13 protein-coding genes and 1 pseudogene are annotated in these 14,244 nt (G+C 51.6%); 3 read left to right on the top strand and 11 right to left on the bottom strand.

The genetic code is table 11. The annotated features are described in order from the left end of the window. Window positions 1–724 precede the first annotated feature (724 nt). Entirely contained in the window at window positions 725–1,867 is a 1,143-nt protein-coding gene (locus BM022_RS14665; protein WP_256209214.1) for a PEP-CTERM sorting domain-containing protein, read from the bottom strand. A 43-nt stretch (window positions 1,868–1,910) separates the two neighbouring features. Here BM022_RS14665 and BM022_RS16235 point away from each other — a divergent pair, with 43 nt between their 5' ends. Further along, entirely contained in the window at window positions 1,911–2,255 is a 345-nt protein-coding gene (locus BM022_RS16235) for a hypothetical protein (RefSeq protein ID WP_143079609.1), read from the top strand. Window positions 2,256–2,348: 93 nt separating this feature from the next. Here the strand turns inward: BM022_RS16235 and BM022_RS16230 are convergent, their stop codons facing one another. After that, window positions 2,349–2,750 carry a hypothetical protein gene (locus BM022_RS16230; protein ID WP_091140485.1) on the bottom strand — a complete coding sequence of 134 codons (402 nt, stop codon included), beginning with the start codon at window positions 2,748–2,750 and terminating at the stop codon, window positions 2,349–2,351. 428 nt (window positions 2,751–3,178) lie between these two features. After that, window positions 3,179–3,450: pseudogene (locus BM022_RS14655) on the bottom strand (HU family DNA-binding protein). Between the two features lie 448 nt (window positions 3,451–3,898). Between BM022_RS14655 and BM022_RS14650 the strand changes: the two are divergent. Together BM022_RS14650 and BM022_RS14645 are read left to right on the top strand one after the other, a co-directional pair. After that, on the top strand, window positions 3,899–6,436 hold the full coding sequence (locus BM022_RS14650; protein ID WP_256209213.1) for a sensor domain-containing protein: 2,538 nt from the start codon (window positions 3,899–3,901) through the stop codon (window positions 6,434–6,436). A 344-nt stretch (window positions 6,437–6,780) separates the two neighbouring features. After that, the gene (locus tag BM022_RS14645; RefSeq protein WP_371264343.1) at window positions 6,781–7,008 is read left to right on the top strand and encodes a PEP-CTERM sorting domain-containing protein; all 228 of its coding nucleotides are present in this window, start codon (window positions 6,781–6,783) and stop codon (window positions 7,006–7,008) included. Here the strand turns inward: BM022_RS14645 and BM022_RS14640 are convergent. The 8 genes from BM022_RS14640 to BM022_RS14600 all read right to left on the bottom strand — a co-directional run bounded on the left by BM022_RS14640 (window position 7,005) and on the right by BM022_RS14600 (window position 13,815). Then, window positions 7,005–7,790 carry a toprim domain-containing protein gene (locus tag BM022_RS14640; RefSeq protein WP_177191753.1) on the bottom strand — a complete coding sequence of 262 codons (786 nt, stop codon included), beginning with the start codon at window positions 7,788–7,790 and terminating at the stop codon, window positions 7,005–7,007. The two genes, BM022_RS14645 and BM022_RS14640, sit on opposite strands and share 4 nt — an antisense overlap. Next, window positions 7,777–8,394 carry a hypothetical protein gene (locus BM022_RS14635; protein ID WP_091140482.1) on the bottom strand — a complete coding sequence of 206 codons (618 nt, stop codon included), beginning with the start codon at window positions 8,392–8,394 and terminating at the stop codon, window positions 7,777–7,779. Before BM022_RS14635 ends, BM022_RS14640 begins: the two co-directional genes overlap by 14 nt. A 52-nt stretch (window positions 8,395–8,446) precedes the next feature. Beyond that, the gene (locus BM022_RS14630; protein ID WP_091140481.1) at window positions 8,447–8,635 is read right to left on the bottom strand and encodes a hypothetical protein; all 189 of its coding nucleotides are present in this window, start codon (window positions 8,633–8,635) and stop codon (window positions 8,447–8,449) included. Beyond that, window positions 8,632–8,904: a hypothetical protein gene (locus BM022_RS14625; protein WP_091140479.1), complete on the bottom strand. Its 273-nt coding sequence runs from the start codon at window positions 8,902–8,904 to the stop codon at window positions 8,632–8,634. The genes BM022_RS14630 and BM022_RS14625 overlap by 4 nt, the downstream gene beginning before the upstream one ends. Window positions 8,905–9,130: 226 nt before the next feature. Further along, complete coding sequence (locus BM022_RS14620) at window positions 9,131–10,348, bottom strand: AAA family ATPase (RefSeq protein ID WP_091140477.1); 1,218 nt, start codon at window positions 10,346–10,348, stop codon at window positions 9,131–9,133. After that, window positions 10,345–11,280 carry a PriCT-2 domain-containing protein gene (locus tag BM022_RS15810; RefSeq protein WP_218146902.1) on the bottom strand — a complete coding sequence of 312 codons (936 nt, stop codon included), beginning with the start codon at window positions 11,278–11,280 and terminating at the stop codon, window positions 10,345–10,347. Before BM022_RS15810 ends, BM022_RS14620 begins: the two co-directional genes overlap by 4 nt. 414 nt (window positions 11,281–11,694) lie before the next feature. Beyond that, window positions 11,695–12,459 (bottom strand): hypothetical protein, encoded by a 765-nt coding sequence (locus tag BM022_RS14605; RefSeq protein WP_091140474.1) that lies wholly within the window; start codon window positions 12,457–12,459, stop codon window positions 11,695–11,697. Between the two features lie 117 nt (window positions 12,460–12,576). After that, window positions 12,577–13,815 carry a tyrosine-type recombinase/integrase gene (locus BM022_RS14600; protein WP_091140472.1) on the bottom strand — a complete coding sequence of 413 codons (1,239 nt, stop codon included), beginning with the start codon at window positions 13,813–13,815 and terminating at the stop codon, window positions 12,577–12,579. Window positions 13,816–14,244: the final 429 nt, after the last annotated feature.

Here is a 14,244-nt window from a genome sequence, read left to right as displayed (position 1 = left end):
AGTCAACATAATCGGCAGCCAAAAAGCCACCATATTCGCCCAGGTGGGTCAGTTTTACTCCGGCTCAGTGGGTCAGTATTACAGCGGCGCTAACAGTTCGATGATGCATTAGCTCTTGATGACTGGTTTCATTGAACTAAGGACCAAAAACTACCAAGCTCATCGGATGAAACGTTTTGAATCGTATAGGGTCTTGTTGCAGGAAGCGTATCTTCTATTCTCTACTCGCGGATATGCACTACATACATTTGTTTGTTGTCAGCCATACCGCAAGACACGAATCTTTAATAGTAGAGTAAAGCTCGCTCAATGAGCAGCAAGTCCCTTCAACTCGTCGATCAGCCAGGCATCACGCGATGCAGGATCGGCCTGGGCCAGAGGGACCCGGAAATGACATACGGAAAGGTTTTAAGCCTGATATGAGAAGTAACTGATATGCGTTCCGAACATATTTCTATTGTTAAGCAACAGGCGACAAAAGATGCTTCCCATCGTTGGCTGGATCAGGACGCTTTACTGCCCTGTCTACTTTTCACCAACTGAACTCTTTGGTCCCAATAACCAATTCCGAGCAATCTAAGGCAATCGAGCAGTCGGAAGAACCTGTGTAATTCCTCGAGAGGGGCGGGTTTTTGTTTGCTATCTAGCCTCATGTATGGCATCGCCATGCTTATGGTAGAGCAGCAGTGACGAATGCACGGCAATGACCTTAGCTTGCAAGACCCTAAACCAACGTCTGCGCAGCTCTCATCTTCTTTCGCTGAGCGATCACTCCAATCATGGCCAAGCCTGCAAGAAAGAGCGCATAAACCTCCGGTTCGGGGATGACTGCTACTGCTGCGGCGGTGATGACTTGGCCCGTGTTATTGATTGCGACAGCTTCGGTCAGAGTAACCCCGGCGGGCAGTGAAATCAGCGAATTGAGGTCCATCATGCTTGCGCCATTGGGGCCGGTGATGAAAGCATGGGAGCCTCGAGCTGTGTAAGACCAACCCACCACTTGCCCGGCGTCGTTGATGCCATTAGCCTGGCTTTCAGGACCACCCAAGGTGCCAAGGTCTCTCATGCCCATCCCATCGGGGCCGGTGATGAAAGCATGGTGATCGCCCGCGGCCGTGTTAGACCAACCCGCCACCTGCCCGGCGTCGTTGATGCCGTTAGCATTGCTGAAACTACCGCCCAAATTTCCCAGATCTCTCATGCCCATCCCGTTGGGCCCGGTGATGAAAGGAGACGAAAAGACCGTGGCGTACCCAGACACTCCCACGACCTGCCCCGCATCGTTGATGCCATTAGCCCCGCTGAATTCAATGCTGCTATGAACTCCCAAAATGCCAAGGTCTCTCATACCCATCCCGTTGGGCCCGGTGATGAAAGCATGGTAAATGTAGTTATCCGTGTTAGAGGTACCCACCACCTGCCCGGCGTCGTTGATGCCATAAGCAATGCTGTTAGTACCAACCAAGGTGCCAAGGTCTCTCATGCCCATCCCGTCGGGGCCGGTGATGAAAGCACGGTCGACGCCTCCAGCCGTATAAGAATTACCCACCACCTGCCCGGCGTCGTTGATGCCATAAGCAATGCTGTTAGTACCACCCAAAGTGCCAAGATCTCTCATGCCCATCCCATCGGGGCCCGTGATGAAGGCATGGCGGTTAGATTGACCTACCACCTGCCCGGCATCGTTGATGCCAAAAGGAAAGGTATTACCACCTAAAGTGCCGAGATCGGTTGCTGTTTTGCTGTTGAGGTCGACGAGATATGAATGTTGTACTTGTGCGAAAGCATGGGTGCCGAAACCCATACCAGCGACAAATGCCGTGGCCAGGATAAAGCCACGGAAGTTAAGATGAACGATTCTTCTCACGACGAGTCTCCTTTATTTTTTTGCATTCGAATCAAACTGCCAAATGCCGAAGAAACCGCGCTGTTATCTCAAGTATAGGCAAAAATTCGAATTATTCCCTCCCGGCATGCAACAAACTAATCTGGGTGAACGACTGCGTGATAAGAATCAAGAAAAAGAAATTATGTTCAAGGTGCTAGCCATGCCAGAACCTGAGACGTCCCAATGCTGCGGGTTATTATGGACGGTAAGAAGCCGTTCATTAGAAGTGTTTGCTTTACCTTTTATTGAGTATCGCCGAGGAAGAGACTCTGTGGCGTTAATCAAATGGCCCGCGGGCCTTCTACCTTTTTCGACCGATGCAGCTTCCATCCCAGAAGACCTAACCCCTGCTAATAACATTGCGTAGGTTGCCGGTTCAGAGATAGAAGCTATGACGATTACCTGCCACATTATCAATGCCTTGCGCACTTAGAATTATCCCCGAAGGCAGATCAACCAGCTAATTAAGATCCAACATGCCCATTCCATCAGGGCCGGTGATGAAGGCATAACCATTCCCGTTTTGCCCCACCACCTGCCCCGCGTCGTTGATCCCATTAGGGTAGCTAAAGTCTCCACCGAGTGTGCCAAGATCCGTCATTCCTGCGCCATTAGGGCCTGTGATGAAGGCATGGCGCTGCCCTTTGTCAGTCGAGGATGTCCCTACCACTTGGCCCAGGTCGTTGATCCCGGAAGCATAGCTAAGGTCTCCACCGAGTGTGCCAAGGTTGGTTACTTCCTTGCTATTAAGGTCAACCAATACAGCACGCAACTCCTGCGCGAGCGCGGAAGATGCGAACCCAACCGTTAGAACTGCGCCCAGGATAAGGTTGCGCAGTGGGTAGCAGCGATGAATGTTCATCAGAGCCTCGGACAAAGATTACGACAAGGTTGATCATTGTGTTTTCGACAGTATAGGTTATGAATCTGCTGATCCACTTGCGGGCCGCAACGAGCCGAATTCCACAATTACATGGAAGTATGGGAAGATCAAGCCGTCATATGGGGTTCACGTGCTCCCATAATCGGAGTCAGGGCAGCATAGTCGCGGCGTGTCAGCCTGCCTTGCGCAAGTAAGGGAAGGAGCAATAACCCGAAAGTTGGCGCAATTGGGTAAATACGCCTCACTTTTCTGCGTACTAGTGCCGTCAGCGCAATCCCTGGATCAATTTGATTGGAGAAAGTAGCTTGTCCTTTGTTTTTCAAGGTTATTTACAACACCTTGTGATAGATGCAAGGGGCAATACTGCAGCTTTGTTACTGGAGAGCAAACTGGACGCAAGAACAATGCTACGGTAGCGGCCCCTTACTTTCCTTCGCGTTGACCGCAGCTTTAAGCGTACTACTTGGCTTGAATGCTGCAACTCTCGATGCGGCAATTTTCAGTTCCTCACCAGTCTTGGGATTACGGCCAGTACGTGCGGCACGATCCCGTACTTCGAACGTTCCAAAGCCGGGTAACGTAAGCGAATCTTCTTTTTTAGCCTATCGGAAATAATTTCTAACAGTGCGTTCACCGCGTGATCAGCGGCAGCGCCAATAGAGCCGGTCTTTGCAGCCATTGCCTCCACTAGTTCTTTTTTGTTCATGTTTGTAATCCGTTCCAATCAATTAATTGGGGCCTCATTATAAAGTGTGGGAGCTGAGGTGGGCATTAACAGGGTGTTTTACTTCCTAGCGCAGTTGCCAGGTATAGCGGCCAATATTATGCTGAATATGGGGATCAAGGCGTCGATAGGGCGGCCTCATTCGCCTTAACATCGGCATCATGCCGTCAATAACGGAAGCCACGTTGCTTGGATATTGCTCCCCTTGGTGAATACTTGGTCTTACGGACTGAGCTGCAGGCATGTGAGGCATAGGGCCTAATCCCGATTTAGATGGAACTGAAAATGTAGTGCACCGGTTTCGAAAACAACAGGGGGAAATCCCGCCTCTATTTGGGTTCGCTTTGAAAATAATCATGGTTTGCTTGTCTCCTTACTAAGGGCAAGGAAAGGATTCGCAAACATGCCGATAGACAAGGACTTCTGCGATCGTATCGAGATCGAAAGCATTTCAGTCGAGAGGGATGAAGGGCTGAAGCAGCTCGCAAATACGATTCCCCAACTCGCCTGGATGGCAGACTCTGAAGGATTCATCCATTGGTACAACGACCGCTGGTTTGAATATACTGGAACTTGTCCCGAAGAAATGAAAGGATGGGGCTGGCAACGGGTACACGACGCTGAAGCGCTGCCAAAAGTACTGGAGCAGTGGAAACATTCCCTGGAGACGGGAGAACCGTTCCAGATGACTTTTCCACTCAAGGGAAGAGACGGCAAATTTCGCCCGTTTTTTACTCTGGTTGCCCCGTTGAAAGACCCGTCCGGGCAGGTCTTGCAATGGTTCGGAACCAACACCGACGTCTCGGTGCTGCAGGAAAAAGAGCATGCGTTGCAAAAGGCGGTTGAGGAACTTAAGGAAGCCAGTAGTCAACTTGTGCAAGCCAAGGAAAACGCCGAGGACAATTTTGCCGAACTGGTCGCATACAATAATGCCATTGGCGAACTCGCGCTTGTTTCGATCACTGACCGGTCGGGGCACATCCTCCAGGTAAACAGGAAATTCTGTGAAGTGAGCGGCTACCTCGAGGAAGAGCTGATTGGCCAAGATCACCGAATGCTAAATTCTGGTATTCACCCAAAAACCTTCTTTGCAGAAATGTGGGAGACAATCCTGTCGGGCCATATATGGCATAGAGAGATCTGCAACCGCAGCAAGACCGGATTGGTATATTGGGTTGACTCAACCATTGTGCCGCTTCGCGACAATAGCGGGCAGGTTAGTCGTTTTCTAGGCGTTCGGGTTGACACCACTGCGCGCAAGCAAAAGGAAATGGGACTACGCGAGCAGTTGAAGGAAAGCCGGTGCGTTTACCACATTCGGCAGGACATGGCAGAAGAGTCGGTGCTGGACGAGCTTTGCCGGAAAATTTTTTCGCGCCTGTTACCCACGATGCAGTTTCCGGAGGTGGCTGCCGGGTTGATCGAAATTGATGGCAGGAAATTCCCTTCCGACAATTATCGCGAGAATCTCGCGCACCAGTTGCAAGCGGGAATCAGTGTGAGTGGGAAAACCATCGGCGAGTTGAAAGTATTTTACAGCCAGAAAAAACCGTTTCTGCTCCCTGAGGAACAGAACCTCCTAGATACCATTACGGATGATCTCGGCAGGTGGGTTGAACGCAGCCGGGCAGAGCAGCGTATTAGGCACGCAGCGACGCACGATGCTCTGACTGGTTTGCCAAACCGCCTTCTACTTCAGGACCGCATCTCCCAGATAATCGTGCAGGAGGGCCGTAGGCCCGGGCACGCCGCGGTACTGTTCATTGACCTGGATCATTTCAAAATTATCAACGATTCGCTAGGTCACAATATGGGGGATCTCTTGCTTAAGGAGGTTGCGGCAAGACTATCTTCATGCGTGCGGGGGGAAGACACCGTGGCGCGCCAGGGAGGGGACGAGTTCATCGTGGTGTTGCACATGATTGCGAACGCCCAGGACGCTAGCATAGTGGCGCAAAAGATATTGGACGCGCTGGTGCAACCCTATTCTATTAATGGGGAAGAGTTGCATATCAGCGGCAGTATCGGCATTGCCGTGTCTCCGAATGATGGGGACGGTGTAGAGGCGCTGCTGAAGAACAGCGATACGGCGATGTACCATGCCAAGGAAGCAGGCCGGAATAACTATCAGTTCTTCGCGCAGGAAATGAATTGTCTGGCGAAGGAGCGGCATTCCTTGAGTACTGATCTGCGCCATGCATTAGAACGCGAGGAACTGCGCCTGCATTTCCAGTCAGTGATTGGTATGCCTGGCAGCAAGCTAGAGGGTATGGAAGCATTGCTGCGCTGGCAACACCCCAAGCTGGGGTTGGTTTCGCCGCTCAAATTTATCCCCTTGGCGGAAGAAACCGGATTGATCGTGCCAATCGGGGAATGGGTACTGAAATCAGCTTGCGCCCAGATAAAGGCGTGGCAGAGCCAAGGCTATAACGTACCTCGCGTGGCGATTAATTTGTCTGCACGGCAGTTCCGGCACAAAGGCCTCGTATCAAGTCTTACCAATATATTAAATGAATCCGGCGTGGAAGCACGGTGCCTTGCTCTAGAGATCACCGAAAGCATGCTTGCGCAGAATGTCGAGGAAGCAATCCAAATATTAATGCAATTGAGCGCAATGGGCCTCGAAATAGCAATTGATGACTTTGGTACCGGATACTCAAGCCTGAATTACTTAAAGCGCTACCCCATAAACACCTTGAAGATAGACAGATCCTTTGTGCAAGACATTACGACGGACTCGAATGATGCTGCCATAAGCGCCGCCATAATTGCCCTTTCGCGGAGTCTCAAGATCAAGGTCATTGCAGAAGGGGTGGAAAGCAAGGAGCAGGTTGCCTTCCTGGCCCGGCAAGGATGCCGCCACTATCAAGGTTATTATTTCGGTAAACCGGCTCCAGCAAGGGAAATTACGGGAAATCTGGAGAGGAGTACCTTGCGCTAAAAGTAGTGGGGCGTTCCCATTTTTCTGGCTCATGAGCCCCAAGCAGCTTTACGAAACGAGGGTAGGTCCACACACACGGCATCCGGCGTCTGGGGGAGGAGACAGCAGCGAGACCTTCGCAATTAACGACCAAGGGCAGGTAGCAGGCAGTCATCTTTCCTTGCAGGGTCTTTTGATTACCAAGCCACCGTTTGGAACGGGAGACGCCACGCTATTACGCTGATGCGCTTAGCGCGGCATCAACGACCTGGGCAGGTGGCGGGAACCTCCGAGACCGCCACAGGTGCTTACCGCGTCTTTATCACCGGCCCCAAATGCGGGGGCACAATAGGCTTAAACTCTTGGTGAGTTTGCCGGACAGCGTTGTTGCGCTAACTTTGGCGAGGGACGTCAATAACCTGGGGCAAGTTGCTGTCACTGGCAACCTTATCCCCGAACCCGAAACCTATGTCATGCTGCTGGCTGGTCTCGGTCTGCTGGGCTTTATTGCGCGTCGCCGCAATTTGCTTGAGCAGCGTTTGAGGCTAAGCCACAACGGGCCAGACGGCACTGGAAAGCCGTCTGATTTTTAGCCATGTAAAGACCCTCCGATAGCTTCGAACACGGTTCGGCGGTATGCCTCCACAATTCGCGCATCTTCCATTTCAAGGTCAATTTGAGCGTTGAATTCGGCCGTATCAACTAGGCTTTCGATAGTATCCCGTAGCTTCTTCTGGAGAAGCTCTACGGGCGCGGCATCAAGCTCGACGGCTTTATGGCCATACTTCTTGATGAATTTTGAGTAGTTGGGGCTCGTGGGCTTTGCTTCCAGATCACTCGGCAGGTTATATAACTCCACGTCCTCGGCGGTTAACGCAACTTTAACCGGGTGGACATTAACTAGACCGAAGTCATCTCGCAATGAACGAGCAAACGATGTGGCAATCTGCTCCCCATCTGGATCGAAGTCGGTCAACATGAGCAAGATCAGCTTGTCCTGGCCTGAGCGCCTGAACCGTCGATACAAATCCCAGCGGGGCGAGAGAGAAGAAAAGCCACGTCCAGTGGTTACAGGAATGCAGTAGTCTCGGGCCGGCTTTTCGACGATCGATCGTAACGCGTTCTTCTCAAGCATGATCTCGATGTGATGCGGTTGCCCTTGCATGAGATTTCGTGAATAGCCCTGTAAGAAGTTCTCTGACTCTTGCCTGACAAAAACTTCATATGAGGAAAAGCCTCCGCCTAGCTGGATCGGACGGGTTGTATCTTCAATTGCATGCAGAGGCACGATCCGCTCAAGGCGCGCACGTATCAGCAGGTTTGCCAGTGCCTGATATGAGTTCCAGTCATTTTCATATTGCTCAGTGCCGAGCAAGGCTTCCCTGAGAGGCGAGATTTTGCTGTTCTTCTTGTAACATCTCATTGCTCGATTCAATCGTCAGAACATTCCATATTGCAAAGGAAGCTTGAATTGTTGCGTCTATGGCTCCTTCCACTCGAAACGCAGTGGCACGAAAAGCAAGATCTATATTTATGAGAGCGAGAAAGGAGAACCACTTGATGAACCACTGCTCCATTTTGACAGAAGGCCAAGGATTCAAATCCCGGTCTTCTCTGTAGATACTCCAGGCCATCGTTAATATCAAGTCATCTTCCGCAGTCTTAAAATTTACTTCCATTTCTGTGCTATTTAATAAAATAGTCCCCCGAAGAGTCATCTCCTTCATTTCTTCTAGGCCCATCCTAAGACCATCAAGCTCATCATGATAATTGGATAATTCTTTATTAAAATCGCTTTTCGACTTCATTGGCGGGAGACGCTTGTACGCGTCGCTAGCCATTCGATGCAGTGCGTCGTTATCAATGTTTCCTGGTTCTGCAGGAAGCCCGTCAACAATTTTTACAAATAATGAATTATCTGGATTTGAAAACGAAAGGAAAGGGTGATACATTTGGAATTGATAGTGGGGTAAGGCCATTTCGGCTCCTTCTTAAGGGTTTAGGGAATATCGTCAACTTCTCGCTACAAAATCAGCTGTCCTCCGCACTTTCAAAGCATATTGCCAAGATTCGATCAAAGGGCCAGTCAGTCAAGCCCTCCCGCCCGATACCTTCCTCGTAACTCTCGCCTTCCTTCAATATGACGACCTTGTAACAGTCGCCCTCGTTGGTCCTTCCCACCGCTGCTTCCAGCATTTCCACCCGCCGAAGAATGTTCATTTCAGTAATGTCCGTTCCATTTGTGAAAGCCGCTTTTCAATTTCCGTAGCCTCGATCAGTTTGCCAATACCAGTAAGAATATAAGCCAGGCGTCCCGCCTCGCTCGCATCCATCCTTCCAGCTCGCGCTTCCCGGTACACACTAGCCATTTCACGTCGCACATCCTCAAGCTGGTTCAGCTTGATTTTTGCGGGGGTGGGGGTAGGCGTCCCGCTTGTCCCGTCAATGGTTACAGGCTGATGTTTTGCGCTTTCAAGTTGCGGTTTCATTTCTTCTCGACTTATCGATCTGGTTTAGCTGTATCGCCTCACGGTTTTTTTTCGGACGTATCAATAAGGGTCGGCTCGCCAGCCTCGCCGTTGGTTCGCCGTCTGGTTTCGGCGAACCTCGGAAAAAAGGATCAACGGCAGGCGAATTTAGGTTCGCCGCCGTTGATTTCCCTATAGGCGGCGGCGAAGCAATAGTGATTCTTCTAAGCGAAGGATAAATGCGCACTTAAGACCTATGGTCGCCATACGTCGGCGGCGGGGTAATGGGATGCAAGTAAGTGTGTGCGCCACCTCGACGCGGTTTCTTATCCGGGGGAACACTTTGAAGCTCTACTCGACCGGAGTTAAGCAGCCGTTCTACAGCGTCGCGGGTCTCCGCGCGCTTCAAACCCAAAGGGCTCTCACTAAAAGCTTCCAAAGTACTTTTCGTATGGCGTTTGCCTGCTTGGAACTCCGCCTTGAGGAACTGGAATACCCGATTATCGGGACTCTCCCGTTCCGTACTCTCCCTTATCTCCCGAACATGTTCGAAGGAATATCCAATTCGGGAAATCAGGATTTCATCCTGTGGCGGGCAGTAACTCATCTTGGGGCGGGCAAGGACCAATCCAGTTTCACCTTCCGCCAGATCCCTTCCTGTCCCTTTGCACCAATCGTCAGGAGGAACGTTCTGTAGCACAAAGACCATCCTTGAACCATCCGCGAAGGCGCTGCCTCCGCGACCGGCGTACTGATCCCTCATCCTCTCCCGGGCACTCTGCTTCCCGGAGTGATGGATATAGAGGACACAACATGAAATCGCTCTCTTCAGCTTTCTTGCCGCTTCAATTAACCCCTGTTCAGCATCATTTACTCGACTTTCTCCTACGCCAAACGAGACTGCGGGGTCAATCACCACCAAGACAGGCTTTAGTGCTTGGCAACCCTTGATTAGGTAGTCCAATCCGGCGCTGGGGTTTACGAGGTCGCCTTCAACCTTTGTTACACGAAACCCTTCCCCGGATACATCGCTCAGTCGTATGCCCTCTCTTAGTTTTTCTCTTTCCGTCTCATCCAATCCAATTGCATCAGCAATGGCCCGCAATCGGGCCACAAGCATCTCTCGACTATCTTCTGCAGTAATGATAAGAACCGGCCCCGACTTAAGGATTTCCAGGCCGAACAGGGGGAACCCTAATACAATGTGAGTCGCCACCCAAAGGACAAGTGTTGTTTTTCCTGTCCCGCCGGGGGCGATGAGTAGCCCGACGTCGACATATAGCAGTTTCTCAACGATACAGTCCGGGGAGGGCCGAGCTTTCTCAAATTCCTCGGCTGTAATCCCAGACGGTAGCTCCCATAAGGGCCGGGCAAGCTCATCAGCCTGAGTTATGTTTCCCTGTTCCTCCTCCACGGTGAAAAGCGCAGCGGAGTCGACAAGCTTTCGTATTTGCTGGACGCTCATTCCGTTTCCATCGCAACGTCGTTCAGGTCGCCTTGACCTTGAGGTATGACAATGCGCACGAGCTTTCCTGCCCTTGTCCAGCCCCTGGCACACTTCCTTGCTGCCTTCATCCCCACAGCGTCGTTATCTGCTCCAATAGATAGTGCCTCGATCCCTAGTAATACTGGAAAGGACGCCAGGTTGCCAGCGTCAACTAAGCTCCAGACGGGAGTGAACGCATGAGCCAAACTGAGGGAAGTTTCTATCCCTTCACACACCCCTAGACCTAGCGTGACCTCCGTGTCAGGCCACAGGCGGATTACCCCCCCGGCCTTGCGGTGACCCCCTAAAAGCAGTCGAGGTGGCTCCACCTCCGCCTTATTACCATTTGATTTGATCCACGTGCGGTGTAGGGTGATTGGTCGATTTGTAATCGCGTCAGTTACCAGAGCGACTAAGGCAGGTCCAATGTACCCGCCTGGGTGTTTCAACGCCGGGTGGTAGCGAAGATCGCTATCCTGCGGGGGAACGACGCATTTCCGTGCATGGAGGTAATCCGATGCAGGGCCCTCTATCGGCTTCGTTTGGTCGAAGAGTTCTTGTCCGTACTCCGACAAAGTTTCGTGTTGTTGGACAGTTAGGACCCTTTTTCTTTCATTAGTCCCGTAGTGCTTGCTCCGATAACCATACTGTTGGGCAATGTAAAACAGGGTACCGATGCCGATTTCTCCAGCGGTTTTAAACGATTTCCATGCTGCTGCGGTCTCTCGGGCTCGATATTTGTCGCTGGTTGCACTCCACTCATCCCATATGTCGAAGCCCGCCTCGCCCAGTTCTGCTTTCACTGCCATGCCGCATCTGATCCATACGTTCCGGTCATCGGCTGGAATAAAACGCAAGGCTGCCTCGATGTCTGAAGCCACTGCCCGCGCATCGGCCGTTATGGTATTCACAGTCGGCTCTGAAATCGCGTGAATGATATTTCTTTAGAGCAACGCATATTTCACCTCACTCCCTTTCGTGCTCTACGCAGCTCGCCTACATTCCACCCAGTAATCCCGTCGGACAGTTTGTGAGCCGGGGGTAGCTTGCCCCGTTTGACCAAACGCCAGACGGTTGACCCAGAGCAGCCCCACAGGCCTTCGACTACGGGCTGCCGAACATATGCTGAATCAGGGAGTAGATCGAAATTCTTTAGAGAATCGGGGATCGAGCTCGTGTCGGTGCGTCGTGCCATGATGTGCGTCCGCTTGAGTGAAGACGCCGCCTATGGTAGCCGCTAGTTTTTTGCTGTACAGGTTGAACGGGTTGAAGGGGCGGGGGTTCAACCGGTTCAACCCCCCGCCGAGACCCTTATGGATAGGGCTTTAAGAGGGTTCAACCCTTTTCTTTTTCGGGTCGTGGTCGTCCGGCTTGATAATCGTGAAAATTGCTACTGCAATGTTTTTTGACTGGGGTAATCCGGCTTTCGCGGCTTCCGATATGATCCATTCCACGACTTCCTCTCGTTTTGGATCAAGGTCGCGTCGTGGATTAAAAAACTGTGCGATAGCGCGGGTTAGAATATCTAGCCAAGCAGTGGAATAGGAAGGATCGGATATAGACGGCGCATCTGATGCCCCATCACGAAACAGTACTGAGCCAGGTGCATTCCTGGCTTCCAGAAGAGATAGCAAGGGGCTATTATCTATGTCAGCAAAGGGTTCAGTATGAGGTAGCAATCCTTTCGTTTGTGCGTATTCTGCCCATTTCTTCGGACTTGCTTGATCACCTATATCCGAGCGTTTCAATATTTCGGTGACATGTTTCAAACACTCTTCGTTCCGGGGAAATATTCTGAAAATTACATATTTGCAGGGGGTGGTACTCTCATCCTTTTCCGTTTCCGACCAACACAACTGGAAAAAAAACTTTGCAGAATCATCTCCTGTAGGCACTAGTCCGGAAAGTAAACTTGCTGCCTCATGCATAGCCCACTTATCGTACCCGCTCCAGATACGAGCACGTGCCAAGTATATGTCCTTCCCTTCGGCTAGCCTTTTTAGATAATCATCGTTTGAAAGTTTTAGAATATCTGAATCGGGTGCAATCGCCTTTGCAAAAAATCGCCCTTTGATAATATTTTCAAACACGGATAGAGCCTTCCATTTTTTAAAAGAATTGATGTCTGTATTTCAGTGTCCGACTTTATCCTTCTAAGTTTGGGCGATGCTGGGATTCGAACTCGCAGTTGAATGGACTTTTAATTCTCATGGTAAAGCGCGCTCTTTATTGATCGGTACGACGTCAGCAGCGATTTGTACCTGGCGGCTAAATTTTCCCCAATCGCGCATCATCAGACGGCGCTTCTCGAACAGGTCGCCTCTTCTGTAAGCAGCCTCGACCTTGTCCCCGATGGTGTGGGCTAAGGCCATTTCTGCTACATCGCGCGCGTAATTCGTGCGCTCGCTGCACCAATCCCGGAAAGTGGACCGGAAACCATGGGCGGTGATGTCACCTCGCCCCATCCGTCGCAGTACTGCTGTTAGGGTCATATCTGACAGTTTCATCCCTTTACTGCTAGGAAAGATAAGCTCGTGGGTGCGCGGCAGTGATTGAAGCAAGGCAACCGCTTCTTTATTGAGTGCCACGCGATGCTCGCGCTTCGCCTTCATTCGGCCGGCGGGAATGGTCCACGTGGCATCATGCAAATCTATTTCGCTCCACAATGCACCACGTACCTCGCCGGACCTCGCGGCCGTCAGAATCGCAAACTCAAGCCCCCGCGCCCCTATCCCTTCCTGCTGCTGCAGCTTCGTCATAAACTTGCCGAGCTCGTTGAATGGAAGTGCGGGGTGGTGCTTGGTCTTTTGTACTTTCCCTGGAGTCGGCAATAACATGTCAAGGTGCCCGCGCCAGCGGGCCGGATTCTCGCCAGTGCGATAACCTCGTACGCGCGCCCAATCCAGGACGTTTTCAATCCGTCCACGCAACCGTTTTGCTGTTTCAGTTTTAGTCAGCCAAATAGGTTCCAGCACTCGCATAACATGGGAATGATCGATCTCACGTACATAGATGTTGCCGATCACCGGGAATGCATAGCTACTGAGTGTATTTCGCCATTGAGAAGCATGCTTGTCGTTCGACCATTCAGATTCCATTACTGCGATGTAGGCTGTTGCAGCCTGGCTGAAGGTCATTGATGCAGCTCGGGCAGCAGAGAGGGTGCTACGCCTGGCTTTGGCGTCTCCTATGGGGTCTACCCCTTCCTTGATTTTGAGGCGAGCACCGCGCGCCGCTTCTTTCGCCCCGGCCAAGGTTACATCAGGAAATCCGCCAAGCCCCATGTCCCTGCGCTTGCCTCCGATCATGACTCGGAGAATCCAGGAGCGCGCGCCGGAGGGCGTCACCTGCAACGCGAGCCCCGCTACGCCGCCGACAAAACGAAGGCCGGGAACAGTGAGTCTACCTACCTCCAGCGCTGATAACTCTTTCGCCTTACGTGCCACACCAACCCCTCATCACACCCATCAATTGACGTGAGATTATACGACACGGAGAGACACGGCAAGGAAGTATTTGTTTAACGGAAGAAGTACGATAGACGTGGCTTCTAGCCACTATTTGATATGATGTGGCATGCTATGAAAGTTAGATGTAAGCGGACACCGCTTCCGCCACTGCCGTTTTGTAACTGTTTGTCAGGAAATTAAAATCGATAATGGGGGCGGTCACGCGTCCCGTTAAACGCGAAGCGGGATATGAAGTTGATCTATGCTTAGTTGCTCGCCTTCGCTGCAAAAGCGGGCTCACTCTGTTCCCCAACCTCCACCGAGGGCCTTGTAGAGCTGCACGACGGATACCAGATGGAGGCGGTGGGTAGCGGTTAGAGAGTACTCGGCCTCGAAGAGATTGCGTTTGGCAAGCAAGACATCGAC

The sequence above is a fragment of the Nitrosospira sp. Nsp14 genome, from assembly GCF_900113575.1.
GTDB lineage: Bacteria > Pseudomonadota > Gammaproteobacteria > Burkholderiales > Nitrosomonadaceae > Nitrosospira.
The sequence above is the reverse complement of the archived record's forward strand: the minus strand, read 5'-3'. Positions and strand labels throughout refer to the sequence as shown.